This window comes from Alteromonas sp. ABE4_545 (assembly GCF_056161325.1).
This window is the reverse complement of sequence record NZ_JBSWYY010000013.1, coordinates 74,735-99,891: the sequence shown is the minus strand read 5'-3', so window position 1 is coordinate 99,891 and position 25,157 is coordinate 74,735. Positions and strand designations below refer to the sequence as shown.

The following is a 25,157-nucleotide window of genomic DNA, read 5'->3' as shown; positions in this document are numbered from 1 at the left end:
AGATAACAAAACAGAGGCGTATTATGCCTGTAAATTCTCGATAAAACATCCCGCTTCACACTCTGCCGCTGCCAATATTCTACTTTAGTGTAAATCCATGTATAATCGCGCGCTCAAGATGCCAGCACGGATGCATTGTCTAATTATAATAATATTACTGTAGTGATTTATGCGAAGCGTATTCTTAGCTTTAATTCTTTTGTCAGCTTCTTTAACTGCCCTAGCGCAAGTTTCCATCCCCAACTACGAACAAGAACGAGAGCGCATTTTGTCACTGGCCGTCATCGACCGGCTCGACGCGTTAACGGCGTCGTCAGTGTTCGACGTTTCCACGCCTATCGGCAAGTATTTTTACAACTCTTTGTATATCAATACGCATCTAGCAGAAAACTACTACACCTTAACGTCGGCAGAACGCGAACTCTTACAACGAGATTACCCCGAGTATTTCTACGAGGGCGAAGTACTTCGTTCGTTTGTAGAAGATGAAAGTGCGGCGTTTTATGACAACATTGATGCAATAATCCAGCGGGCAGAAAGCAAGCATTGGCCAAGAATAAAACGCTGGGCAACGTCAATGAAAGTAGAACGCTTACTTGATGACGGCTTTAACTACTCTGCCATTATTGCCATTAAAAACATTGTCGATACCGCGCCAGACATGACCCATGTTGCGACGCTATACGACTATGCGCTGGTTGTGATGTACCACGATCTGGCGGCAGCATACTATCAATTGGGTGATTTTCCCATGTCGATGGCCTATTGCGAAAAATATGGCAATTACATGCAGGACGACATTTTTACGCAACTAGACAGTCAATTTTGTATCGCCAGAGCGAAAGTAAAGCTTCATGATTTGCAGAGCGCGCTCGATATTACCTACCCCATTCTGCAAGCGTCACGCAAGGCCGGTATTTACTATATTGCTATCGGTGCCTATGCGCTTTTATCTACCGCCAACCGTGAATTAGGCCACATAAATCAAGCGGAAGTCCTCGCTAAAGACGGGTTGGCCTATATTACTCAGCAAGGTCTCGAAGCCGACAGCAACCGCTTTCACCTCTATTACGCGCTGGCACAAATTGCCATCCAACGCAAAGATGAGGCAGCGGTAGAGAGATACTTAAGCAATATGCAGGCAGAATTAACCGACCTTCCACCTAGAGCTAAGAATCTGCAACGCTTCCAACGTGCAAAGGCAGAACACGCCCTATTGCAGCATCAATACAAAGAAGCAGCCCACATCTATAAAACGCTGTTCGACAACACGCTAACGTTATCTTCATACCAATACCGTCCAGAAGACTTTGACGATATAAGTGCAATGCTGGACAACCAGCAGATGCGTTTTTTAAAACAACGAGCAAGCCTTGAGCACGCCAAGTCACAATACATGACAACCTTAGCCATTATCACCTCAGTACTGTGCGCTTTGGTGTTGCTGTTGTTATGGCGTATTCTTCATCAGAAAAAACAACTTGAACAATTTTCTCAACTGGACCAATTAACGGGGATCCATAATCGCTGGCATGCCGAGCGACTATTAGCTCAGAGCATCAAGCAAGCAGACAAAACGCACAGCCCACTGTGTATCGCACTATTAGATATTGATCATTTTAGGCTCATTAACGACGAGTATGGGCATGAAGTGGGTGATGCGGCATTAAAGTACTTCACCAAAACAATAAAGTACCAACTAGAAGACGATGATATTTTTGCCCGTCACGGTGGTGAAGAGTTTCTATTGGTATTGAAAAATACGTCATTGCGCCATGGAGAAAGTCGCATAGATGCCATGCGAAACGTGCTTGTTCGGCAAAATATTCCTGGCTTATCGAGCGCCGCGCTACTGCGTTTTTCCTGTGGTTTACTCGAGGTACGCAGCAAAATGCCCGTATCAGCCATTGTATCTCAATGTGATGCTTTACTGTATGAAGCCAAACGAAACGGGCGCAATCAAACGAAAAGCAGTGAGTGTAAAGACGCCGGCTAGCATTGCCGGCTAATCCATCTCGATTATTTGATCTTTACCACTGTGTTTAGCGCGATATAAGCGGGTATCCGCTATTTCTATGAGCTTTTCAAGGTTGGGCGCATCATCCGCGCAAACGCCTATACTGCACGTTAGTGACAGCCTGTGCTCAGTAAACTCTTGTTCGCGCACCACATTCATAAATTTAGCTAAGTCTGCGACCGCGTCTTCGTAGTTGCGGTGTGATATTACGGTAAATTCTTCTCCGCCGTATCGCGCTACTAAATCTTGGCTACAATGTAGCTTCAACAAACCCGCAAACTCTTCTAACAGTTGGTCACCGGTTTTGTGCCCATAGTTATCGTTAATCGGCTTAAAGTTGTCAATATCTAACATAGCGACCGTAACGCCACCTTGTTCACCAACTTGCTTAACCAATGACACGCCATAATCAAACAAATAACGACGGTTATAGGTTTTAGTGAGAGGGTCTAAGTTGGCTGAATCTCGGATAGTGGCTAGCATTTCCTGAGATTCTAGATTGTGCAACACGCGACAGAAAAACTCTTCGTGATAAAAGGGCTTGCTCAAGAAATCGTTCGCGCCACTCTTAATGAACTTAGCCGACAACATGCTGTTACCTTTCGCTGACAAGCCAATAAAGACTAAATCTTGTAGCCGTCGGTCTTGGCGGATTTTCTTAACGAGTGCAAAGCCATCCATGTTGGGCATCATGTAATCCGATATCACCAGTTTGATATCGCGATGTTTTTCAAGAGCTTCTAACGCTTCAACTCCATCGTTAACCGACATCACCTGAAAGCGAAATTTTTGCAAAAACCCACATAAAAAATTCTGGCTAGTTAAAGAGTCATCAACCACCAACACCTTAGTTGTAAGGTTTTTCCGCAGTCTGTCGATGAGTTTAACCACTTGCATGTATGAATATCGGGATTCTTTGGTAATGTAATCCAATACCCCTTTATCCAGTAACATGTGTCTGAGATGCTCATCAAAATTCCCCGTGAGAACCACTGTTGGTATTTCATGAGCCAGCATAACTTCTACAATTTCCCCGTTGGGGGCATCGGGTAAGTTAAGGTCGACAATCGCTGCTAGATATTCTTCGCCACTGGCTAACTGTTTGGCGGCACTGGCCAAATCTTCGCAAAGTACACTTTGAAAATAAGGGTTATCTTCAATCAGTTTGTACAGGATTTTGCGAACAATGGGGCTATCTTCAGTGACCAGAACCTTAAACATCTTAACTACTCTCTTGACGTATTAGAGCCAGAATAACCAATAAGCAACCAAAAAGCGCTAGTTAATCGACAAATTTATACTGATGTCTAAAGAATGGCGCACTCTCAAAGAGAAACATAAAAATACAATTAGCGTAAAGTCTATATTTCTCCGTTCGCACACGCCTCACGCCAGAGGCTGTCTGCGGTTCCGCGCCATTAACCACAATTTAAATACGGTTATTGACGCTTGTATTGTGAAGGACAATAACCTCGGCTAATCGCAGGAGAACGCAGTTTTCCATGCTTTGTTTTCCTGCCGCTCACCCGCTTTCGCCACATCCTAAATGAAGACGATTTGAGGGTTTTTCGCATTAATTTAATCACGTGTTTTTCGTCTAACTGATACAGCTTTTCTATCGCCTCAAACGGCGTTCTGTCCTCCCAAGCCATCTCAATGATGCGGGAGATATCTTCTTCGGTATAGAGTTGCACGGTACTACCTCATTGTGTTTGTAAGGTAGTACGTATAGAGCGGAGAATAGGATGTGTAAAAGTTTACTTTATAACAACTAACGACTTGGACAATACTGTTCGATAAAGGCTTGGTGATCAGGCAACTGAGCTAACAGAGACGCATTTTGCTGACGGAGGGCTTGAAGTTGCTGTTTGAGCACGTCGCCGCCTTGGATTCGAGCCGCGTGGTGATTTTGTTCTGGCATTAGTCCTTGCCCCATCATCACTTGTACCCATGAGTCAACGCGGAACAAACCCACGTCGTCTGGTGAGGCATAGCCATTTTGCTTGAAAATTTGCATCCGCTGTTGCAACGAGCTGGGAATATCCATACTGCGATAATGGTCCCAAAACGGACTGTCATTACGCGCAGTCAGATGATAGTGAAGAATAATAAAATCGCGGATCGCCTCTAATTCTTTAGATGTTTCCTTATTAAATTGTGCCGCTTGGTATTCACATTGCGCAGAGAAAGGAAATAGCTTCATCAATCGGAAAATCGCCGTTGTCACCAAGTGGATACTCGTCGATTCCAACGGCTCTAAAAAGCCACTCGACAAGCCAATAGCAATACAGTTTTTACTCCATGCCTGAGTTCGACGCCCGGTCTTAAACCGCAGTTTTCGAACTTCTGTTAGGCATTCGCCTTCGAGGTTTTGACGCAAGGTGTGTTCGGCTTCATCGTCACTCAAAAACTGCTGGCTATAAACAATGCCGTTGCCAGTGCGATGTTGTAGTGGAATACGCCACTGCCATCCGGCTTTGTGGGCAATGGCTCTCGTGTATGGTTTAGGCGGCTCAACAGATTCAGTTTGTAGTGCTAGCGCGCTGTCGGCCGCCAGCCAGTGGCTCCAATCTTCGTATTCAACCCCCAAACACTCACCGATGAGCAAAGCTCTGAAACCGGTACAATCAATAAACACATCGCCTTCAACACGCTTACCTGAATCAAGGCACAACGTGGTGATAAAACCATTTTCCGGATCTGTCTCTACTTTCGCGATTTTACCTTCAGTACGAGTAACACCAGCACGCTCACTTTTTTCTCGCAGATATTTCGCATAGGCAGTGGCATCTAAATGAAAGGCGTAATTAATGGGGCGCTTTCCCACTTGGGTAGCAAACTTGCCGGCCTTAGCAGCCATTAATTCCAAACAATAGTCGTCTAAACTGGTCTCGACACCTTGAGACTTTACCTGCATCCAAAACTCATGAAACTCGGCCATCCACGAGCGCTGACCAATTTCACCAAAAGAGTGAATATAACTGTCGTTTTCCTTGCCCCAATTCTCGAACGCGATGCCTAGCTTGAACGTAGCATGGGTTGCCGACATAAATTCGCGCTCATCAATCCCCATTAACTGATGAAAAGAGCGCATAGTGGGGATGGTTGCCTCACCCACACCTACGGTACCAATTTGTTCAGACTCAACCAATTCTATGTCTAGCACACCGCCCAAGCGGGTGACTAAACTATAAGCCGTGAGCCAACCAGACGTGCCGCCACCTGCTACCACGACTTTCGTTTTCTTGTTATTCATCTGATTCATGAGGTATTACCGATTCAAGTTTTTAAGTAGCATTGCTCGCATCATTCGCCCTTGATTTTCGTCCATCGGAGCTAAAGCACCTTGGCAGGCCTCGGGTAAATGCGCGGTCACCTTGTCTGATTCGCCAAACACGTAGTAGTCAAACAGTGCTCGCCATGCTTGCTTTTCGCTGTCGGGCTTATCACGCACACTCATCATGCCATGCAATAACGCATCCATTGCACTGCCCATGTAAGCGGGCGCTGTCATCCACCAAAAGTTAACCATTACGTTGAAACGGTCATAGCTTTGCACTTCATGCCACCACATACTGGGGTAATACAAACCATCCCCCGGTGCCAGCTCAGCCACTTGAGCATGCTTGAACGCTTCCTCTAACCGTGGATACTTTTCAAAATCTGGATTGTTCAGATCAGCCATAGTGACCACTTGGCCACCGGGTGTTGGGCTTAAAGGCCCGGGATACAGGTTAGCGATTTGGTCTGGTGGAAACAGCAAAAAACGACGCTTACCCAACACACAACACGCAAGGTTTTTGGGCTGGTCAAAGTGCGCGGCCGCAATAGATTCTGTGCCCAACCAGATTTTGGCCATCGGCCGATTTTGATGAAATTCTGGGTGGTCAAAGTGCAGAGTATGACTGTTAACCAAGGAGGGAAAACCATCATCTAAACGCAACGAATTAATATAGAGATAATCGTGGGAGGGTTTATCTAATTGCGCTCGAATAGCGGCAAACACATCAGGTATCGTTGAACGTTCACTGACGAAATTAAATCCATTACAAGCATCGTTATACCCGAATCGCGCTTTAATTTCCGGCGCACCTTTATAGACGAGCATTGGTTTGCCACTGTAAGCTTGTTCTAGGGCTGTCATCACCACTAACGCGTTATTTTGCCCTTGCTCGACCATCGGCCATGTTTTTACCAGCCCTTTCAAAATAACGGGCTTGTCTGCTTCAAACAGCTTATCAAAGGGGATGTTCTCTGGCGTGACCCCTTCTAATACTTGTACCGGTTGAAATGTTTCGCTCACAATAGCTCGCCTTTATTTATAATCCTTGCAAAGAAACGCTTTTCAGATCGATAAGGCGCTGAAAGTTCGCCAGCGACGACACCGAAAAATATAGCAAACCCAACACGCCGTATTGATTCAGTTGGGCTAATTGTTCACCACTCAAATTAGCGAGTTTTTCTTGGCTAACAGTTAAATACTGATTAAAGCTAATTTGCATGTCGTCATTCAATTTAATTTGAATAGAGACAGGCTCAAGCAAAGACATAGATTCCATCAGTGTAAATAAAGTATTGTCGTATTGTGCGCCCACTTGTATCGATTGCAGGGCTTTTTTCACACCAGATAAATACGGCGCATCTCCGCCAAAAGGCAAAAACACGGGTTGCCCTTCTGTTGTACTCACACGAGTATCTTGCATATCAACACAAATCACCGCTTCCGGCTGGTCGCTCCCTTCGTGTTGGTGATAGGTCAAACTAAACGGCCCTTTAGCGAGCAATGCGGGCACATAGCGGCTAGTCCAACCCTGTTCATCAAGAAATAAGTTTTCGTCTTTGTCTAACCCCAAAATGGCATGAGTTTGTAACTGATTAGAAGCGGGGTCACGATAGAACAATATCGGGAATTCTTTGTGTAAATCTGCGATTTCATTCACGTGAATTAAACAGCGATTAACACGGTCAGGAGTGCCTGCTACAGGCTGGGTAATGACGCAGAGATCTTTGTGCTCCACGTTATTCAATGCAGTTGGCGTGGTCATAAAGAGAACCTACTGGTTGTATTGAATGGCAACGATAATTTCTATCCGTCTAAGGGGCTATACCATGCAACGTAGTGAAAAAATAATCAATGATAGAAACTACGGCGAAAGAAAAAAATGCCTTATTGGAAACACACAAAACAATAAGGCATACAACTCAACAGCAAACCCTTCTTTACACGCCTAAGCGCATAAAGAAGGGAAGGTCACTAGAAAGTATAGCGACCACTCAACACAAAACGTCGGTCCAGTTCTTGAACGAAGAATACGTTGTTGTAGCTACGACCGTATTGACGCTGGCCTTCTTCAAGCAGGTTGATAACGTCAAGACTCATCGTAAAGTCTTCAGAGAAATCGTAGCTCACGTTGATATCGATTTGTTCATACTCATCGATAAATAGTGGGTTACGTACTGAAGATACAGAACGGTTAACTTCTGACAGGAACTTATCACGCCAGTTATAAGCGATACGCGTTGATAGCCCTTCTTTTTCGTAGATAAGTACAATGTTGGCACTGTCACTCAACCCTTCGAGTGCGAACTGGTCTAGCGCTGGATCAGCGCCCACGTCGTAACCAATGTCACCGTCTACGATTGTGAAGTTCGCTTGATAACCGAAACCGGTATCGCCAAAGAAGTGCTGCCATGCAAACTCATAACCAGAGATACGTGCACTTTGGTTGTTCACTGGCTGCGTCACTTCGAACATCAACTCAGGATCACCGGCTCCAGGTGCCACATCGTAGTTTGCAAATACGCTGTCAGCGAATGCCTGACCCTCTTCAAAATCGTCTGCACCATTCGGGAATGCTGCTGGGTTCGACAATAAAGCAGTCATAGTAAAGAAGTTACGTTCGGTTACCTCAATACCTCGTGCTTCCAAGGCCGCAATGGCATCTCCCGATGTTGTACCAGAAGCTCCAGAGGTCGCATCCAACAAACCAAATAGGTTTTCAGAAACTTGCTGAGTACCAACAAAGTTATCTACGTCTTTGCGATAATAACCAATCGACACCATGCTGGCGTCACCGTAGTAGTACTCAAGTGACAAGTCGAAGTTATTTGACTCTAGTGGATCAAGTTGAGCGTTACCACGACCACCAGAACCTACACCGCCTAGGTATGTTGGTCGGTTAGGTACACCGATACTGGTAGCGGTATACATCAAATTGTACGCTGGGCGTGCCAAAGTCATGCTGTATGACGCACGCGCTTTCAAATCATCGGTGAGGTTAATCGAGAAGTCGATATTTGGTAAGAAAGACTCATACGAATGTTTCTGTGAGAGTGAGTCTGTTCCAGTGCCTAATTGCACTCGGAAGTCGTTATCCGATACCCAATCAATACGCTCAGGAATGGTTTGAATAGAGATAGACTCAACGTCTGTTTTTTCATAGCGGGCACCCACGACAAGGTTCGCTTCCATTCCGCCAATTTCTCCGTCCATTGTCGCCATGGCGTACAATGACAAGATGTCTTCTTTTACCGTATTGTTGGCGCTACTGACCGCTGGTAAATCACCCGGTGTATAGCCATACATAGGGGCCACAGCATCAAGTAAGTCTCGCGCGTTACCACGGAATGACACACTACCAAGCGCAATAGTGCTAGAACCAGCTGGTACTGCAATTGAATCAGCGCCGTCTACACCACTCATATCGTGATCTTCAAATGCACATGCCGTACATGTGACATCTAACAGGCCTTCTGGAATATTGCCAACATCCGCAACGCCCCACCCACCAAGCTGTGCCTCGGTTTCATAACGAGTTTGCTGCATTTCGGTAGACAAGTAACCAACACCAAAGTCGATTTGTACGTCTGCGTCTTTGTGCCAAGTACCGTCAAAACGGAACTGACTCACATCCGATTCTTGGTCAGATTCAAACGCTCTTGTCACCTGAGGGCCTACGTCGGGCAAATCAAAAATGCCGTTGTCATTCCCTTTTATTGAGTCATCAACCACAATACTTGCTTGCGGAAGCGACTTGGAAAAATCAACAGTTTGCCAACCCGCAGTAGCACCAGCAACGTTAAAGCGAATCACGTTTTTACCATACGGGCCATTACCGCCACTAGACGCTGTCGACGTTGATGCGTCAAAGCGTAAGTTTAAATCTTCCGTAGCCCACCAATCTGCGTTAACACCGAAAGATTTAAGCTCATCTTTGGCTGCCATAAGTAAGTTTTGGAAGAAGAAATCTTTACCGCCGTCGATGTCTTCAGTAGAGCGAATAGGTGTAGCAACAACTGGGTTACCATCAAACTCCATGTCGGTAAACTGGCGCGCAAACCAAATACCGTCAACGACCGACATAGACTCAATTTCATTGCTTGCGTAGGTGGCATCAGCCGTAAGCGTTAACGAGTCTGAAGGTGCGTATTGTACCGTCAACATACCATTGATACGTTTGCGGTTGTCTTCGTTCACACCAATACCTAAGTTAGAAGGCATTGCGACAAGTTGGCCTTGTTCAGGCGCATTGGTTACGTTAGCACCGCTCACTAATCCAAACGTGCTTGGAGAGTTTACGTCCCAATTGTACAACTGGTAGTTTTCTACGCTCATATGGCGGCTGCCAGAATCACGCTCTTGATATGAACCAAAAACAGCTACACCAAACTTGCTGTCTTCACTCACCCAATTGGCCACACCACTTAGTTCAGGTGTAACACCAGAACCACTTTCATCACGCATGGCCTTAGCGCCAATTGAGGCTTTGTTTTTACCTTGAGAAAGGGGTTTTAGAGTGTTGATATTGATAGTCGCACCAATACCGCCCGAAGGAACGGCAGCGCGACCTGTTTTATAGACTTCGATGCCGCTCACGCCCTCTGACGCTAGATTTGAAAAATCAAAAGAGCGAGTGGTACCAGATGCACCTTGATCTAACGGGTTACCCGTAATCGATGCCACATTCGCGGCAGGCATTTGACGGCCGTTTAGCGTGATCAAGTTAAAGTTTCCGCCAAAGCCACGAACCGTGACTTCTGAACCTTCACCGTTTACGCGGTTTATCGACACCCCCGTAATACGCTGCAATGATTCAGCAAGGTTGGTGTCTGGGAATTTACCCATGTCTTCCGCTGAAATAGCGTCGACAACACCCGATGACTGGCGCTTCACATTCATAGATTGAGACAAACTACCGCGTACACCACGTACCTCAATCTTCTCAACGGTGGCTTCTTGCGCTAAAGCATGCGATGCCATTACGGCACAAAATGCTCCTGATACAGCTGCTGACAACTTAGTCTTTTTAAACATAGTTATGTTCCAAGTGAGATTAATCGTTTAAATGTATCTTCTATGGCTTGAAGGCGATGATTGATTGCACCAAGACATCTACTTTGTACCGTGTCTTTAACCCGCCTTATGAAACCGGTTACATCTAATTTTCACGTTTGTTGCGGTAAATCTATTTACACAAATATACAACGTTAATTAAATGTAACAATACAGTTATAGATCATCGTCAGACCATAATGCAAGTACTTTGTTAACCGTCTTAACAAAGTTAGCCAAATTCATTCTTTAGTCTATTATACGTAAGAATTAACTTTATCTTTACAAAACAATACACATAGCGATCCCGTGGCAATCGCCTATAATCCGCACTTATAGCACGTATAATGTAATCGATATCATTGATTTAAGATGATGCTGTTTTGATGGGGTATTCTTAACAGTGATGATAGCTCCCCCAGCATGGACGAATTTTTTAAATCGATTAGTAAAAATCGACGTTGCTAATCGATAGTAGAATGCGGTAATAAAGAGGCTTGCACCCGTTTGTATGATAAATTGTATTTAGCAATGTTCGGTAAAAATAATGAGTACAGTGGCACAAAGTTCTACGCGTTTCACCCATTTAGCAGCAGCAACTGACCGGCACTTTTTTCGCTGTTTACGAGAAAACGGCCCAATGACCCGAGCCGCCATTGCTCAAGTTACCGGTATTTCTAAGCCCACTATATCAGGCGCAGCACAGCGTCTCGTTGCCCAAGCGCTCGTTATTGAAACCAAGAGAAAGAGTAAAAACACCCAAGGTCGAGCCGGCGTTATTTATGAACTCAATGCTGAGGCTGGCTGTGTCTTGGGTGTAGCGTTGAACAGCGAATTTATTGAAGTGCGGGTACTCGATTTATCTAAAAAAGTTACTTTTGAGTCATCACACGTATATGACGCAAATTGCACTGTGGAATACTTTGAACAAACGCTGCATCGTATTGTTTCTGAAGTATTAGCGAGTATCACGACACCACTACTCGCAGTAGGGGTGTCGATTGCAGACCCTGTCAACGTCACAACGGGGCAAGTTATCGCATTGCCACGCTCACCCTTTCCCATCGCACACCATATCGATTTCCCGCGGTTGTTCTTTGGCTTGGTAGATTGCCCTGTAACCATAGACAACGATGTAAACTGGGCCACACTGGCAGAAAGAGCTGAAACCAAGCTCAACCATCCTGATAACTTTATCTATGTGTATCTGGGCAAAGGGATTGGCGCTGGTGTGGTAGTAGACGACCGTTTGGTTCGCGGTGGCCATGGCTTGGCCGGAGAAATTGGCTATATCAAAGTCAACGAACACGCCAATTTACAAGACTTCGTACTTGAGCACAGATTAAAGCAAACTCTGATGAATGGCGCACCGCTAGACGCACACCCCGCGGTCAACCGTATTGCCGATATCATTGCTGCTGCGGCTACTTTTATCAACCCCTCTACCATTATATTAGGCGGGCCACTATGTAGTTACCCCGCTTTGGTCGATACGCTAAGGCAACGTATCGCCGACGACCTTTTTACCCCGACTGAAATTGTAGCCAGCGCTTTACCGGAAAGCGCTCCTCTTTCAGGTGCTTGCCTTGGCGCGTATGAGCTAGCACTGACCCAATTGGGAATGTTAGACCCCTTAGCTGACATTGCCCAAACGGGTTTCGTCAGCCAAAAAGATAACAGCAGGGGCTAACCTGCTGTTATCTAAGTATAGCGTTAAGTTTATTCCGCGCGGTTAACACTCACTTTGCCGCTTACTGTTGATATTTCTACTTTTGCGGCCCCTTCTCCATAGGCAAACTCCAACCAACGACGAGGGCCGTATTTCGCCTTTTTCATGGTCTCACCCGACAAATTGTTAGTTATTTTACCGCCGGCATGTGCCTCAATGTCAAACCGTGCAGAGAGTGGATCTCGGAAATACAAATCGATACTTCCCCCAACCGAATCTGCGCGAATATCGCCACCGCTTAGTAACTGCATGGTGGCATCAACTCGACCATTTACGGTATTAACATCGAGCTCTCGAATTTTATCAAGCATCAATTTAATGCGGCCATTAACGGTTTCAGTTCTCACTTCCTCGCTATTGGTCGTCACGTTGATGTTACCGTTGACCGACTCTATTGCCAGTTCGCGAGAGTCTTCATGGTCGCCAGAAATGTCACCATTCACTGTTTCAATGCGCAGATCACCAGTTTGCTTACTAAACCGAATATCACCATTAACAGACTCCAGTCGGGTACGACCACTTATGTTATTCAAGTCGATATCGCCGTTGATCATTTCTACCCCTAGCCCGCCGGAAATATCGCTAAAAGACGCACCAGCATTAACCGCATTGTAGGAAATCTTTGCGCCATGCGGCACGTGAACCACTAAGTTATCGCCAAAAGAGCCGTAGTTTTCTTCCCGCCAGTTATAGCGGTAAGGCTCTACTTCTACTTTAATGGTCACGTCTTTACCGTGTCGTTCAAAAATGAATTCTTCGGTTTTCTCGCCGAGTTCGCCTTCCACTTTAACCTGAGCTTTGTCCCAACCAATCACTTCAATTTTGCCGTTGATATGTTCAATTTCAATGTAACTGTTGGTGTCTACATCTAACGTGTCGTTGACCTTTTGGTTAGCCCACGCAGAGGCTGACGCAAACAAACCAACCGCGACACTCACGATTGAAATTGCACGAGGCCAAGTTCGATTATTTTCACTTAAAAATTGCATCATGGTTACCTTTTAAATTTGTTGCCACTTGGGCGCGTGCACTCGCTCAATCAGGTCAATTTGTTGTTGATATACGTTCTGTAACATACGAAATAACGCCGTATTGTTAGGGTCCTGTGCTAATGCCGCTTTAATCGCGTTAGCCGCATCATCCAATTCTTCGAGTTGTTGTTGCCAATTTTGGGTCAATGCTGGTTGATCAGCGTAGCTCACAAGCAAAGCCTGCTTTTGTGCTTGATGCTGATCACTCAATGCTGATATCAACTGCGTGGCATCTAACCTCGCCGTTTCGCTCTGTTGGCCCACGCCCTGATACTGGATACCAAACCAACTTAAACAAGCCACAATAGCGACGCTCGCGGCTAGAGCTGGCCAGCGCTGACTAAAGCGAGAGTTCGTTGTGTTGTCGTCGCTCTGGCGCTCAATGCCGATCGCAATGCCATTCCACAAATCGCGTTCTGGTTGCTGTTCTTTGGGGAGCGCGTCGATTTTTTGCTGCAAGGCTTTGTCAAAATTATTCACTGTCATCGCCCATCCATTCTTTCAATAGTTGTTTAGCCCGATGAAATTGGGCTTTACTTGAACCCACGGCCATTTCTAATAAGTCTGCTATATCTTCATGTCGGTAGCCTTCAATCGCGTGAAGGACAAAAACCATACGGGCGCGCTCGGGCAATCTCACAATATAGCTCTCTAAATCCACATCACCGCCACTTGCTTCAGCGATAGCTGAGTTGGCTTCGGTACTGTCTTCAATATTAAACATGCGCTGAAACCAGCCTTTCTGCTTACGCATATAAGACACAGTGACATTTGCAGCGACACTGTGTAGCCAGGTTGAAAACTTACTCTGCGCCGAATAATTACCAATTTTTCGCCATAACTGAATAAACACCTCTTGGGTTGCATCTTCAGCCAAGCTCTTGTCTCCGGTAAGGCGATAGCAAAGCGCATAAACCCGTCCAACATGCTCGTGATACAAAGCTTGAAACGAGGTTTTACACCCTTTCTGCGCTTTGTTTATCAGCGTTTGCTGTTGAACTTGGTTAAATGCACTTTGAGCATCCACCACATTTCCCGTTGCGCTTGTCATCTAGTTCCTTGTTGAAATAGGTACTTGGTAAAGAAAGCCAATGCTAACACTGTGGTACCTCTTTACTCATTTATCGTTTTTGTATTGAGTTAGTCGTAGCCTAAGGGCTAAAGGTTTAAATGCCAAAAAACTTTTTACTGCTATTTTTTCAATGTTATGGTGTGGCAATCGAGTTTATTTAAGGAACACGTCGTGAAAGTTACTGCTTTGTATGCTGGTAAACCTCAACCTTTAGGGCCGAGAGGCAACCCCTCAAGTATTGTGAAACAACCAATATCTGCACTCTCTGTGAATGTTGACGGCACAGACGAAGACCAGCAAGCCAATCTAAAGCTTCACGGAGGCCCTGAAAAGGTTTTGCATCAATTTAGTCTATCGAGCTATACCACAATACTCGACACCTATCCTGAGCTCGCTGAACAAGCGATAGCGGGTAGTATAGGTGAAAACATCACTGTGCCTGATATGACCGACGAAAATGTGATGATTGGAGACGTGTACCGCTTTGGAGAAGTCGTTTTACAAGTGAGTGCGCCCAGAGCGCCCTGCGTGAAAATATCTCAGCGATTTGATACCAAAAATTTAGACCGCCTTCTCGGCAATGAAGGACATACCGGTTGGTATTACCGCGTGTTAGAAACAGGTAAGATCAAGGTTGATGATGAAGTAACTTTGGTGTCTCGCCCAGAAAAGAGTGTATCGGTACATCATTTAATGCGAGCAGTGTACAACGCAGATTATTTTGCCGATGCCGCTGAATATATTGAGCTTGCGCCACTTGACGACGAATGGCGAGAAAAGTGTGTACGTGCAACGAAACGCGCCAACAAGTCATAACAACTCAAACGTCAGGCACAAAAAAACCGCTGACAAGCAGCGGTTTTTTCTAAAACACAAATCAGTGCTTAGGCTTCTGCGATAATGATAACTTTGATAGTTGCCATTACGTCAGAGTGAAGCTGCAAGTCAACATCGAACTCACCAGTTTCACGAAGTGTACCAGTAGGTAGTTTCACTTCTGCTTTAGCAACTTCAACGCCAGCAGCTGTAACAGCAGCAGCGATGTCAGCAGTGCCAACAGAACCGAAAAGTTTACCTTCATCACCAGCAGATGCTGCGATAGTCACTTCACCAAGCTCAGCAACTTTATCAGCGCGTGCTTGTGCAGCAGCTAGTTGCTCAGCAATTTTCGCTTCCAACTCAGCGCGACGTTGTTCAAATTTCTCAACGTTAGCTTTAGTTGCTGGAACAGCTTTACCTTGTGGGAACAAGAAGTTACGAGCATAACCTGCTTTAACTGTAACCTGATCACCCAAACCGCCAAGGTTAGCGACTTTATCAAGTAGAATGATTTCCATCGTAGCTACCCCTTATATTACTTGTGTGAGTCAGTGTATGGAAGCAACGCAAGGAAACGTGCGCGCTTGATAGCACTAGACAGTTGACGCTGATATTTAGCGCTTGTGCCAGTAATACGGCTAGGTACGATTTTACCGCTCTCTGTAACGTAGTTTTTCAAAGTAGCGATATCTTTGTAATCAATCTCAGTTACACCATCAGCGGTGAAACGGCAGAACTTACGACGTCTGAAAAAACGAGCCATGATTACTCTCCTTTCTCTTCTGCAACGGTTTCAGTTTGCTTCTCTGCACGAGGAGCAGAGTCTTCACGACGCTCACGACGAGGCTCTTCTTTCATCATTGGAGAAGGCTCAGTCACTGCGTTTTTAGTACGCATAACAAGGTTACGTAGGATAACGTCGTTAAAACGGAAAGCAGTTTCAAGCTCTTCAACAGCTTCAGCAGTTGCTTCAGCGTTGATTAGCACGTAGTGTGCTTTGTGTAGTTTTTCAATTGGGTAAGCCAACTGACGACGACCCCAGTCTTCCAAGCGATGGATTTGACCACCTTCTTGCTTAAGGATCGTGGTATAACGCTCGATCATACCAGGAACTTGTTCACTCTGATCAGGGTGAACCATAAAAACGATTTCGTAATGACGCATGATTGCTCCTTACGGTTGTAGTCTCTCGCAGCACAGCCAAACTGCATGGAGACAAGGAACTTAGTTAGATAGCTGTAAGGGCGCGCATTATATAGATCAAATACTGCTCACACAAGCGATTACTTCGCACCGGTTTGAAAAACTTCAAAAGCCAGAGTCGAACGCCCCCACCAACAGCCCGACACCAAGGAGAGACACTAACGTAGCAAGTTTCACTTTGGCGCTAATTTTTACCCCTTCAACAGCGGCAATACCGAGAGACATAACAATACTCAAGGCAAACAGTGTTTGTACCACTGCGGCCTTTGTTTGTGAAAATGCCAGCATCTGTAGATAAAGTGCTGCAACAGTGCCTATCAAGGTAGCGAGAATAAGTAATGCCCACAGCGAGCCTGTTGAAGCGGGGAACAAATTGCGAGGACGAAGCAAGACAAGGGGCAATATAAGCCCTACGCCCCCCACTAAACGCACCGTACTGGCCAATTCCGCAGAAACCTGCGTAGAAGTTAATACATCTCGACTTATTACCGCACCAAGCGCTTGGCACAGGGCGGCAATAGCCGCGAAGCTATAGCCAGTTAAGGAAAAGTCAGCAGTGGATTTTTTCTGGCATTGAATAATCGCGTCCACTGCACCTATGGTCAGGGCCATACCTAACCATTGCTGCCAAGATAACCACTCTTGAATAAAAGCCCATGCGAGTAGCGCAGTGAAAAGGGGAGCGAGGGTTTCAGCCACAATCATGGTTTGGCTATCTCCCAGTCGCTTCAACGCTTGGAAAAAACAGGTATCTCCAATACCAATGCCGATAGCCCCACTGAGCAATAACAACAACAGGCCTTGCTGTGACAGGGTTGATAATTGCCCACTTTGCCCAGTAAGCAACACAAGGCCCCAGAGCGAAATAATAGCCAACACGCCTTTCCAGAATGTCATTGCTAACGGTGTGAAGACGCTGCCAACTTTTCGATATAAACGCGCGCCTACGGCCCAACACAAGGCCGTGATTAGCGCCGCTAATTCACCCGATAACGACATACTAAATTAAATGGTTTGAGTGTCTTCAGGAACCGAAATACACACTTGATTGCGTCCTTCGTGTTTGGCCTGATATAAATTGCGGTCAGCTTCGTCGAAGGCTTCTTGTAAGCCTTTTGAAGGGAGGACTTCAGCAACACCAAAGCTGCATGAAACTTCAATGTTTGCTTCTTCAAAACGCATGGTATCTATTGTCGTTCGCAGTGTTTCAGCAATATCGTGAGCTTGTTGAATCGCGGTATGAGGCAACAGCACCATAAACTCATCACCACCAAAACGGCCAAATACATCGCTTTCACGCAATCGCAACCGCACTAAACTCGCTACATCAAACAACACCATGTCTCCAATAGAGTGACCAAAAGTATCGTTTATGTGCTTGAACTTATCGATATCAAATAATACCAAAGACAAAGAATGACGATATCGTTGGGCGTGTTTTAAATGCTGCTCTGCTAACGCAAAAAAGTGGTCTCTGGAGTGTGCCATTGTCAATGAGTCGACATGGGCCTTTTCGTGCAGCAACTTATTGTCTGAAACCAAAGCAGGCACCGCCATCGCAAAGTAAGCCCCAAACGCAATAACGTTTATAGCAAACTGATAAATATAGGCGTGCTGCCCCATCCCAACAACGGCGACAACCGCAGCAATAAAAAAGCTAAAAACCGCTAAACTGATGGAGGTTCTGAAAGGCGTTTCAGTGTACACAATCCACATTTGGGGCAACATGAGGAAGAACACAAAAAACGCGATTTCGACAGAGTTGAAGTAATTGGCAAGCGCCATCACGCTCAACAAATACGCGCAGCTCACCCACACTTTAACGATAAAGGGTAGGCGATTGTTATTCAGTGGTTTAAACCGCAAAAATTGCAGTAAACCCACTTGAGGATACAAACGGTTAATAACCCCGACAAACAGCGGCGCAAGTACCAGAATGCCCGACATATCACCAATCCACCATGCCAGCCAAGTGTCGGTAAACGCCGCGTTTAGGTCGAGATGATAGATGAAATACGTTCCGATCAAGGCCATCAATAAGCTCGACAGCGCTACAACGATCAAAAAGCGCATGACCAGGTGATACAAATTATACGAGTTTACCTGCGAGATAGCGCCACGTATTAATGCCGCTCCGCCGCCATAGGCGAGGCTGTGGATGAGCGCGAAAAAACTTCCGGTAGTGAGTAACTCTTGGCTGGAGCGCAAGTCATTAAACAGCACGCTCTCCCAAAAGGTAGAGATGATACACGCGAGAAAAATAGCCGGTAGCGCACGCCAACGTAGAATCAAGTAAGCGGCGAAGGTTAAGCCCGCTGGCGGAAACCAAATGCTAGCATGCGGCGCATACTCCATGAGAATTGATAAACGCCACATCCCCAACCACGCGATGATGAGAAGAAGGTGTGCCATGCCGTTTTTTAGCGATGCGCTCGCAGACGAATAATTCATGAATACTTATATGTGATGAAAATCCGAACGACCCAATGGCTTAGGAACGCTCATTCTGTCTGTATTATAAGCACTTTTGGACTAAAAACGAGTAGCAATTTAGTTGATTGTCGCACGAAACTACCAATAGTCTCGTGCGTAACGGGGAGAGATTACAGTTCGCGCACCCAGATATTTCTGAAGCTAACGCGATTTGAATGGTCTTGTAATTGAATTGGCGCACAGCCATGCGCTTCATAACTCGGCGCACCAATCCACTCAGTTTTGCCCAGTACTTCGGTGTGGTTTTGCACTAGCACACCATTGTGCAATACCGTCACATAAGCAGGAGATACGAGCTTTTCACCATCAAAACGCGGCGCTTTGAAGATAATATCGTAGTACTGCCATTGCTCTGGCGCACGCATGGCATTGACCAAGGGGATCGTTTGTTTGTATACGGAACCCGCTTGACCGTTGCTGTAAGTGCGGTTTTGATAAGAGTCTAACACCTGAATTTCATAACGCTGTTGTAAAAACACGCCACTGTTGTTTTGTTGCTGACTACTCATGCCAGCTTCAGGTTGAGGCACTTTCCACTCGACGTGGAGTTGTACATCACAAAATGACGCCTTGGTTACGATATCACCGGCACCCGGTTTTACAGTCATCACACCGTCTTTTACGTCCCATTGAGCCTTGCCGCCTTTCAGACTTTCCCATTGCGTTAATGCATCGCCAGAAAAAAGTACGGTGGCATCGGAAGGAGGTGCATCAATCGGTGCGCTCACCACTTTAGGCTCTGGCTCCCACACTTCTGTTTTGGCCGCCTGTTGCTCAGGTGTCAATGCCGCATAAGCTTGAGCAGCAAGCAATGAACATAAGGCAACAGCGGTTGTTTTTACTTTCATATCAATTCTCATAGTCGTTAGCTTTTTAGCAAATCAAAAAACCGAAGGGCAACTTAGGTTGCCCAAGCACGATCGCCTTTTTTATACGGTAAATCGCCATCGTATTTGCCCGGAATTGCCACATAACGCAATACCTGTGTCGCCCCCACCTTAGAGGTAAAGAAACTAAACAAAGTAAGTTGTTTAATGAGCGTAAAATAATGAGGTAAGGGCGCATCGCTGCCGGGTTCGCGTAAACCTGGCTTAGTTGTACCGCTCATCCACACGCCTTTCTTGTGATTGTAAGCCATCGCTTCATCATTCAATGCACTGATCAATGTGTGCTTTTGGGTCTTATCTAGTAACAAGAAGGGTTTACCGAAGTCCTTTTGCGCTTTAGCGTCAACCGATTTCATACCATCTCTGAACAAGGCCTTTTCTTCTTCGGTGTAGCAATCTGTGATTAAGATAGCCATGGTTTTACCCACATTGGCATCTTTTGCCCCCGGCGTATTGGTTTTAGGCATAATCACTTCACCCACTTCATTCAAAAAGCCAATATCCTCCGGTGAAAAACCGGCATTGGCTGGCAAAGTGGCCGAACGAGGTTTGTCCCACGCCATAGCGTTACTGCCAACAAAAGCACACCCAGTGGCTGCGCCTATCATTTTGAGTATGTCGCGTCGTTCCATTACAGGTTACCTCTTTTGAGTTCTTCTACAGCAAATGCTGCCGCGCGGGCTGTCAATGCCATATAAGTCAGAGAAGGGTTAACACAAGAAGCCGATGTCATACAGGCTCCGTCGGTAACAAAAACATTTGGCGCATCCCACACTTGGTTATGACCATTGAGTACCGATGTTTTAGGATCACGCCCCATGCGCGCTGTACCCATTTCATGAATGCCCATACCTGGGAAATATTCAGCGTCATAACCATGAATGTTTTTCAAACCCGCGGCTTCAAACATTTCCATGGCGTCATCTTTCATGTCTTTGCGCATAGCCAATTCATTGGCTTTGATTTCCACGTCCATTGCCAATACAGGTAAACCCCATTTGTCTTTTTTGTTTTTATCAAGATAAATGCGGTTACTGTGGTCTGGTAACATCTCACCAAATGCTGTCATGCCTACGGTCCAGCCGCCAGGCTCACTCATGGCATTTTTCAAATCTGCGCCAATGCCAAGCTCGGCGATATTTTTCTGCCAGCCACTGCGGCTAGCCGAACCTTGATAACCAAAGCCCCTGAGGTAGTTTCGTTTGTCACCCGCCCAGTTTCTGAAACGCGGAATATAGAAGCCAGATGGTCGACGACCGTAATAATATTTGTCGTCGAAGCCTTCAACTTCGGCTGACGCACCCACACGGAAATGGTGATCCATAACATTGTGGCCAAGTTCACCACTACTGCTACCCAATCCACCTTCCCATACATCGGTGGCAGAGTTCATCAAGATCCAAGCTGAGTTCAATGCCGACGCATTCAAGAACACGATCTTACTGGTGTACACATAGGTTTGGTTATTCTCTGCATCCACAACTTCAACGCCCGTCACGCGTTTTTTGTCTTTGTCGTAAATCAATTGCGAAACAATAGAGAAAGGACGAACGGTTAAGTTACCCGTAGCCATTGCCACAGGTAACGTGGCTGATTGGGTACTGAAATAGCCACCAAAAGGACAACCCAACCAGCACTTATTGCGATACTGACAATTAACACGGTTGTTCTCTGGTTTTGGCTCGGTCATGTTTGAAGTACGACCATTGAGAATATGACGCTCGCCTTTAAAGGCCTTTTGAATACGGGCTGCTAGGTCTTTTTCCACCACATTCAGCGGCATTGGCGGTTGATAAATACCATCTGGCAACACGTCTAATCCGTCGCGATTACCACTGATGCCAGCAAAGCTCTCGACATAGTCATACCAAGGCTTAACGTCTTCATAACGAATAGGCCAATCTACAGCGATACCTTCTTTGGCATTAGCCATGAAGTCTTCTTTGTTCAAACGGTAACTCTGACGCCCCCATAACAAAGAACGTCCGCCGACGTGGTATCCGCGATACCAATCAAAACGCTTTTCTTCAACATACGGAGAGTCTTTCTCGTTCGCCCACATGCCATAAGTTTGTTCATTTAACGGGTAGTCGCGCTTGATTGCTGGGTAGTCAATCTTCATTTGCTGAGTGGGAATGTCGCGATGCGGATAATCCCATGATTCTTTGTGCGCGTTTACATAGTCTTTGATGTGTTCGATGTTCTTACCGCGTTCCAACATCAACACTTTTAGCCCTTTCTCGCTCAGTTCTTTAGCTGCCATGCCGCCACTGATCCCAGAACCGACTACTATTGCATCATAATGATTGGTAGCCATTACTTTCCCCTTTATCGTCGCCTGTTCGCCCGTTTACGGGTAGTTTTGATTTACACATCACAAATCATTACCGCTTCGCGTAACGATGCGATTCGGCCCTGTTCGTTTGATGCGGTAGGAATAAACTCTTGCGCCAAATAACCATCAAAGCCGGTCGCTAAAATGGCTTTGGCTATTGCCGGATAGTTCAATTCTTGGGAGTCATTAATCTCGTGCCGGCCGGGTACGCCTGCGGTGTGATAATGACCAAAATACTGATGGTGATCTTGAATGGTGCGAATAATGTCACCTTCATTTATCTGCATGTGATAAATGTCGTACAACAACTTAAAGTGTTCAGAGCCCAAGGCTTTACACAAGGCGATACCCCAAGCTGAGTTATCGGCAAAATAATCTGGGTGATCCACTTTGCTGTTAAACAGTTCCATTTGCAGTACCACGCCTCGCTTCTCTGCATAAGGAACAATACGCTTCAGCCCAGCAACGGCATTCGCAAGCCCTTGCTCTGGTGACATACCTCTGGCGTTGCCACTAAAGCAAATTAAATTGGTATAGCCTGCTTCAGCAACCAAGTCGATGTGCTTGAGATAGCGCTCGGTGAGCGCGTCGTGAAATTGCGCGTCGCCCCACCCATCGGTGAGATTAAGTTCAGCGCCATTGCACATAGATGAGTCGATACCGTACTTTTTAAGCGTTGGCCAATCTTCTGGCCCCACCAAATCGATAGCAGAAAAACCAAGTGCTTTTACCGTTTGGCAGAGTTTATCAATGCTCAAATCACCGTATGTCCAACGACTCACCGAATGATGAATATTGCCTTTGAGTGCTGGCGTGGTTGCTGCCTTGGCCGGAGCAATTGCCGCGCCCGACAGGGCGAGTAAACCCGCTCCTGCAGCACTGTGTTTTAGCAACGCACGACGTTGGTTATCCATTCTGGATATCCTCTTTTGATACCGCTTCATTTTTAAAGCTGACAAAGAAAATAACCAATACCACTAATGCAAACACCGCAGGGAAGAACCACACTTGTTGCCAGTCATGGCCTGTTTCACTGGTATAGGTGTCGGTAATTTGCCCCGCCACCCAAAAGCCTACCAGCATGCCCACGCCGTAGGTTGCAAGGGTAATGAGGCCTTGCGCTGCACTCTTAGTGGCCGCACTGGCTTTTGCATTGGTATAAATTTGCCCAGACACAAAGAAGAAGTCGTAACAAATACCGTGCAATGCAATACCTACCAGCAATAGCGCCACACCACCCTCTGCATCACCCAAGGCGAACAATGCGTAGCGAATGACCCACGCCAACATGCCCACTAACAGTGTGATTTTAATGCCAAAGCGATTGAGGAATACGGGAATAGCCAACATAAACAACACTTCAGACACCTGCCCTAAGGTCATTTTACCTGTTGCGTTTTCTACCCCGATTTCGGTTAAGAAAGGGTTGGCGTTTTGATAATAGAACGCCAGTGGAATACAAATCAGTACTGACGATAAGAAGAACACAAAAAAGTTTTTGTCTTTCAACATCGCCAGAGCATCAAGGCCCAATGCGGACGACAAGCTTGCCGACTCTTGTGCTGCTTTGGGAGGAGTGGCAGGCAAAGTAAAGCTATACAAACCCAATACCAATGAGGCGATAGAACAAAGCATGAAGGTGTTTTTCAACATTCCGTCGGCAATGGCAGCTTTTGCGTCCCAAGAGAAAACATAGCTGATCACCAAACCCGCTAAAATCCAACCAATGGTGCCCCACACCCGAATCTTACCGAACTCTTTAGACGGGTCTTGCATCTGTCCAAATGACACAGAGTTCACCAATGCCAACGTAGGCATATAGGCAATCATGTAACCCAAAACGAAAGGATAGAATTCACTGAAGTCGTTGGCACTGTACATGGCGTACATGAGCCCTGCCCCAACAATGTGGAGCACACCGAGAATACGCTCAGCATTGAAGTAACGGTCTGCAATCAAGCCAATAATAAAAGGCGCAATAATCGCCCCCCAAGATTGGGTTGAAAAAGCCATGCCAATTTCAGAGCCGGAAGCGCTAAGGTTGTTACCTAAAAACGTGCCCAAGGTGACAAACCAGCCGCCCCAGATAAAAAACTGGAGAAACATCATGATACTAAGACGGGTTGTGATCATTATTATTGTGTCCTTGTGTCTTGCTTGTAGGGGTTAATCGTCTAAACCAAGAATGCGTTTGTTACGCGTTTCACTGCTTGATGCACCGGCAAAATCGTCAAAGGCGTATTTTGAACGTGTGATCATGTGCTCACTGATAAAAGGCGCGCCTTCGGCAGCGCCTTGGGTCGAGTCTTTTAAGCAGCATTCCCATTCCAACACTGCCCAGCCGTCAAAACCGTACTGGGTCAACTTGCTGAAAATACCTTTAAAGTCGACTTGTCCGTCACCTAATGAGCGGAAGCGCCCGGGGCGATCCACCCAGTCTTCATAACCGCCATAGACACCGCTTCGACCAGTTGCATTAAATTCGGCGTCTTTCACATGGAACATCTTGATACGGTCGTGATAACGGTCGATAAAATCAAGATAGTCCAGTTGCTGAAGAACAAAATGAGAAGGGTCAAATAAGATGTTGGCACGAGGGTGATAGTCAACGGCTTTTAAGAAGCGCTCGAAGGTCGCACCGTCGTGTAAGTCTTCGCCCGGGTGAATTTCATAACACACGTCAACACCGGCTTCATCGAAAGCGTCAAGAATGGGCTTCCAACGCTTTGCCAATTCAGCAAAACCTTGCTCTACCAGACCAGCAGGGCGTTGAGGCCAGGGATAAACCAAATGCCATAACAAGGCCCCTGAGAAAGTCGCGTGGGCTTTTAAACCTAAATTCTGACTGGCTTTGGCTGCTAACTTAAGCTGGTTAATCGCCCATTCGGTACGCGCTTTCGGCTTACCGTGTAATTCAGCAGGCGCAAAGTTGTCAAACAACTCGTCATAAGCCGGGTGCACAGCCACCAGCTGACCTTGTAAATGGGTAGACAGTTCAGTAATGGCAACTCCGGCGTTTTCGCAGGTTGCTTTTAACTCATCGCAATATGCTTGGTCTGTTGCCGCTTTTTCCAAATCAATAAAGCGGGGATCATTAGTGGGTACCTGAATACCTTTATAACCTAACTCAGCAGCCCATTTCGCCATGTTTTCCAACGAATTAAAGGGGGCTTCATCACCGATAAACTGTGCGAGAAATATCGCAGGACCTTTCATTTCAGCCATAAGATGCTCCTAAT

At 46.1% G+C, this 25,157-nt stretch carries 23 protein-coding genes; 3 read left to right on the top strand and 20 right to left on the bottom strand.

Annotated elements, in window-relative coordinates; translation table 11 throughout:
• Window positions 1-169 precede the first annotated feature (169 nt).
• A complete protein-coding gene (locus tag ACXAH6_RS13055; protein ID WP_474877462.1) occupies window positions 170-1,996 on the top strand; it encodes a sensor domain-containing diguanylate cyclase in 1,827 nt (608 codons plus the stop codon).
• Between the two features lie 9 nt (window positions 1,997-2,005).
• Here ACXAH6_RS13055 and ACXAH6_RS13050 read toward each other — a convergent pair whose 3' ends face one another.
• The 6 genes from ACXAH6_RS13050 to ACXAH6_RS13025 form a co-directional block, all read right to left on the bottom strand.
• Window positions 2,006-3,238, bottom strand: coding sequence for a diguanylate cyclase (locus ACXAH6_RS13050; RefSeq protein WP_474877460.1), 1,233 nt, complete (start codon window positions 3,236-3,238; stop codon window positions 2,006-2,008).
• Window positions 3,239-3,456: 218 nt separating this feature from the next.
• Window positions 3,457-3,711, bottom strand: coding sequence for a TIGR03643 family protein (locus ACXAH6_RS13045; RefSeq protein ID WP_474877458.1), 255 nt, complete (start codon window positions 3,709-3,711; stop codon window positions 3,457-3,459).
• A 77-nt stretch (window positions 3,712-3,788) separates the two neighbouring features.
• Window positions 3,789-5,273 (bottom strand): tryptophan halogenase family protein, encoded by a 1,485-nt coding sequence (locus ACXAH6_RS13040; RefSeq protein WP_474877509.1) that lies wholly within the window; start codon window positions 5,271-5,273, stop codon window positions 3,789-3,791.
• A gap of 15 nt (window positions 5,274-5,288) precedes the next feature.
• Window positions 5,289-6,320: a cupin-like domain-containing protein gene (locus tag ACXAH6_RS13035; RefSeq protein ID WP_474877456.1), complete on the bottom strand. Its 1,032-nt coding sequence runs from the start codon at window positions 6,318-6,320 to the stop codon at window positions 5,289-5,291.
• A 16-nt stretch (window positions 6,321-6,336) separates the two neighbouring features.
• Window positions 6,337-7,062: a SapC family protein gene (locus ACXAH6_RS13030; RefSeq protein ID WP_474877454.1), complete on the bottom strand. Its 726-nt coding sequence runs from the start codon at window positions 7,060-7,062 to the stop codon at window positions 6,337-6,339.
• Between the two features lie 209 nt (window positions 7,063-7,271).
• Entirely contained in the window at window positions 7,272-10,331 is a 3,060-nt protein-coding gene (locus ACXAH6_RS13025; RefSeq protein WP_474877452.1) for a TonB-dependent receptor, read from the bottom strand.
• A gap of 565 nt (window positions 10,332-10,896) precedes the next feature.
• Between ACXAH6_RS13025 and ACXAH6_RS13020 the strand changes: the two genes are divergently transcribed.
• The gene (locus ACXAH6_RS13020; protein ID WP_474877451.1) at window positions 10,897-12,039 is read left to right on the top strand and encodes an ROK family transcriptional regulator; all 1,143 of its coding nucleotides are present in this window, start codon (window positions 10,897-10,899) and stop codon (window positions 12,037-12,039) included.
• Window positions 12,040-12,068: 29 nt separating this feature from the next.
• Here the strand turns inward: ACXAH6_RS13020 and ACXAH6_RS13015 are convergent, their stop codons facing one another.
• Genes ACXAH6_RS13015 through ACXAH6_RS13005 form a run of 3 tightly spaced genes read right to left on the bottom strand, consistent with a single transcriptional unit; the run spans window position 12,069 to window position 14,160 of the window.
• A complete protein-coding gene (locus ACXAH6_RS13015) occupies window positions 12,069-13,070 on the bottom strand; it encodes a DUF4097 family beta strand repeat-containing protein (RefSeq protein ID WP_474877450.1) in 1,002 nt (333 codons plus the stop codon).
• Window positions 13,071-13,079: 9 nt separating this feature from the next.
• On the bottom strand, window positions 13,080-13,595 hold the full coding sequence (locus ACXAH6_RS13010; RefSeq protein WP_474877449.1) for a hypothetical protein: 516 nt from the start codon (window positions 13,593-13,595) through the stop codon (window positions 13,080-13,082).
• On the bottom strand, window positions 13,582-14,160 hold the full coding sequence (locus tag ACXAH6_RS13005; protein ID WP_474877447.1) for an RNA polymerase sigma factor: 579 nt from the start codon (window positions 14,158-14,160) through the stop codon (window positions 13,582-13,584). Before ACXAH6_RS13005 ends, ACXAH6_RS13010 begins: the two co-directional genes overlap by 14 nt.
• 192 nt (window positions 14,161-14,352) lie before the next feature.
• Between ACXAH6_RS13005 and ACXAH6_RS13000 the strand changes: the two genes are divergently transcribed.
• Window positions 14,353-14,997, top strand: a complete 645-nt coding sequence (locus tag ACXAH6_RS13000; protein WP_474877445.1) for an MOSC domain-containing protein — start codon at window positions 14,353-14,355, stop codon at window positions 14,995-14,997.
• 68 nt (window positions 14,998-15,065) lie between these two features.
• Here the strand turns inward: ACXAH6_RS13000 and rplI are convergent, their stop codons facing one another.
• From rplI to ACXAH6_RS12945, 11 genes are all read right to left on the bottom strand, one after another.
• Window positions 15,066-15,518, bottom strand: a complete 453-nt coding sequence (rplI, locus tag ACXAH6_RS12995) for a 50S ribosomal protein L9 (protein ID WP_474877444.1) — start codon at window positions 15,516-15,518, stop codon at window positions 15,066-15,068.
• 17 nt (window positions 15,519-15,535) lie between these two features.
• Complete coding sequence (gene rpsR, locus ACXAH6_RS12990; RefSeq protein ID WP_474877442.1) at window positions 15,536-15,763, bottom strand: 30S ribosomal protein S18; 228 nt, start codon at window positions 15,761-15,763, stop codon at window positions 15,536-15,538.
• A 2-nt stretch (window positions 15,764-15,765) separates the two neighbouring features.
• The gene (rpsF, locus tag ACXAH6_RS12985; protein WP_474877440.1) at window positions 15,766-16,164 is read right to left on the bottom strand and encodes a 30S ribosomal protein S6; all 399 of its coding nucleotides are present in this window, start codon (window positions 16,162-16,164) and stop codon (window positions 15,766-15,768) included.
• Window positions 16,165-16,308: 144 nt separating this feature from the next.
• Window positions 16,309-17,202: a DMT family transporter gene (locus ACXAH6_RS12980; protein ID WP_474877439.1), complete on the bottom strand. Its 894-nt coding sequence runs from the start codon at window positions 17,200-17,202 to the stop codon at window positions 16,309-16,311.
• Window positions 17,203-17,208: 6 nt separating this feature from the next.
• The gene (locus tag ACXAH6_RS12975; protein ID WP_474877437.1) at window positions 17,209-18,654 is read right to left on the bottom strand and encodes a GGDEF domain-containing protein; all 1,446 of its coding nucleotides are present in this window, start codon (window positions 18,652-18,654) and stop codon (window positions 17,209-17,211) included.
• Between the two features lie 152 nt (window positions 18,655-18,806).
• A complete protein-coding gene (locus tag ACXAH6_RS12970; protein WP_474877436.1) occupies window positions 18,807-19,544 on the bottom strand; it encodes a 3-keto-disaccharide hydrolase in 738 nt (245 codons plus the stop codon).
• A gap of 53 nt (window positions 19,545-19,597) precedes the next feature.
• Window positions 19,598-20,215, bottom strand: a complete 618-nt coding sequence (locus ACXAH6_RS12965) for a gluconate 2-dehydrogenase subunit 3 family protein (RefSeq protein ID WP_474877434.1) — start codon at window positions 20,213-20,215, stop codon at window positions 19,598-19,600.
• Entirely contained in the window at window positions 20,215-21,900 is a 1,686-nt protein-coding gene (locus ACXAH6_RS12960) for a GMC oxidoreductase (protein WP_474877432.1), read from the bottom strand. The genes ACXAH6_RS12965 and ACXAH6_RS12960 overlap by 1 nt, the downstream gene beginning before the upstream one ends.
• A 50-nt stretch (window positions 21,901-21,950) precedes the next feature.
• The gene (locus ACXAH6_RS12955; RefSeq protein WP_474877430.1) at window positions 21,951-22,832 is read right to left on the bottom strand and encodes a hydroxypyruvate isomerase family protein; all 882 of its coding nucleotides are present in this window, start codon (window positions 22,830-22,832) and stop codon (window positions 21,951-21,953) included.
• The gene (locus ACXAH6_RS12950) at window positions 22,825-24,051 is read right to left on the bottom strand and encodes a nucleoside permease (protein WP_474877429.1); all 1,227 of its coding nucleotides are present in this window, start codon (window positions 24,049-24,051) and stop codon (window positions 22,825-22,827) included. The genes ACXAH6_RS12955 and ACXAH6_RS12950 overlap by 8 nt, the downstream gene beginning before the upstream one ends.
• A gap of 33 nt (window positions 24,052-24,084) precedes the next feature.
• Window positions 24,085-25,143 carry a sugar phosphate isomerase/epimerase family protein gene (locus tag ACXAH6_RS12945; RefSeq protein ID WP_474877427.1) on the bottom strand — a complete coding sequence of 353 codons (1,059 nt, stop codon included), beginning with the start codon at window positions 25,141-25,143 and terminating at the stop codon, window positions 24,085-24,087.
• Window positions 25,144-25,157 lie beyond the last annotated feature (14 nt).

Excerpts from the sequence above, each read along its gene's own strand:
- ACXAH6_RS13010 (WP_474877449.1), bottom strand. The coding sequence starts at position 13,595 with ATGACAGTGAATAATTTTGACAAAGCCTTGCAGCAAAAAATCGACGCG.
- ACXAH6_RS12970 (WP_474877436.1), bottom strand. The coding sequence starts at position 19,544 with ATGAAAGTAAAAACAACCGCTGTTGCCTTATGTTCATTGCTTGCTGCT.
- ACXAH6_RS12950 (WP_474877429.1), bottom strand. The coding sequence starts at position 24,051 with ATGATCACAACCCGTCTTAGTATCATGATGTTTCTCCAGTTTTTTATC.
- ACXAH6_RS13055 (WP_474877462.1), top strand. The coding sequence starts at position 170 with ATGCGAAGCGTATTCTTAGCTTTAATTCTTTTGTCAGCTTCTTTAACT.
- ACXAH6_RS13005 (WP_474877447.1), bottom strand. The coding sequence starts at position 14,160 with ATGACAAGCGCAACGGGAAATGTGGTGGATGCTCAAAGTGCATTTAAC.
- ACXAH6_RS13050 (WP_474877460.1), bottom strand. The coding sequence starts at position 3,238 with ATGTTTAAGGTTCTGGTCACTGAAGATAGCCCCATTGTTCGCAAAATC.
- ACXAH6_RS12960 (WP_474877432.1), bottom strand. The coding sequence starts at position 21,900 with ATGGCTACCAATCATTATGATGCAATAGTAGTCGGTTCTGGGATCAGT.
- ACXAH6_RS13015 (WP_474877450.1), bottom strand. The coding sequence starts at position 13,070 with ATGATGCAATTTTTAAGTGAAAATAATCGAACTTGGCCTCGTGCAATT.
- ACXAH6_RS12975 (WP_474877437.1), bottom strand. The coding sequence starts at position 18,654 with ATGAATTATTCGTCTGCGAGCGCATCGCTAAAAAACGGCATGGCACAC.
- rpsF (WP_474877440.1), bottom strand. The coding sequence starts at position 16,164 with ATGCGTCATTACGAAATCGTTTTTATGGTTCACCCTGATCAGAGTGAA.
- ACXAH6_RS13040 (WP_474877509.1), bottom strand. The coding sequence starts at position 5,273 with ATGAATAACAAGAAAACGAAAGTCGTGGTAGCAGGTGGCGGCACGTCT.
- ACXAH6_RS12980 (WP_474877439.1), bottom strand. The coding sequence starts at position 17,202 with ATGTCGTTATCGGGTGAATTAGCGGCGCTAATCACGGCCTTGTGTTGG.
- rplI (WP_474877444.1), bottom strand. The coding sequence starts at position 15,518 with ATGGAAATCATTCTACTTGATAAAGTCGCTAACCTTGGCGGTTTGGGT.
- ACXAH6_RS12965 (WP_474877434.1), bottom strand. The coding sequence starts at position 20,215 with ATGGAACGACGCGACATACTCAAAATGATAGGCGCAGCCACTGGGTGT.
- ACXAH6_RS12955 (WP_474877430.1), bottom strand. The coding sequence starts at position 22,832 with ATGGATAACCAACGTCGTGCGTTGCTAAAACACAGTGCTGCAGGAGCG.
- rpsR (WP_474877442.1), bottom strand. The coding sequence starts at position 15,763 with ATGGCTCGTTTTTTCAGACGTCGTAAGTTCTGCCGTTTCACCGCTGAT.
- ACXAH6_RS12945 (WP_474877427.1), bottom strand. The coding sequence starts at position 25,143 with ATGGCTGAAATGAAAGGTCCTGCGATATTTCTCGCACAGTTTATCGGT.
- ACXAH6_RS13020 (WP_474877451.1), top strand. The coding sequence starts at position 10,897 with ATGAGTACAGTGGCACAAAGTTCTACGCGTTTCACCCATTTAGCAGCA.
- ACXAH6_RS13030 (WP_474877454.1), bottom strand. The coding sequence starts at position 7,062 with ATGACCACGCCAACTGCATTGAATAACGTGGAGCACAAAGATCTCTGC.
- ACXAH6_RS13025 (WP_474877452.1), bottom strand. The coding sequence starts at position 10,331 with ATGTTTAAAAAGACTAAGTTGTCAGCAGCTGTATCAGGAGCATTTTGT.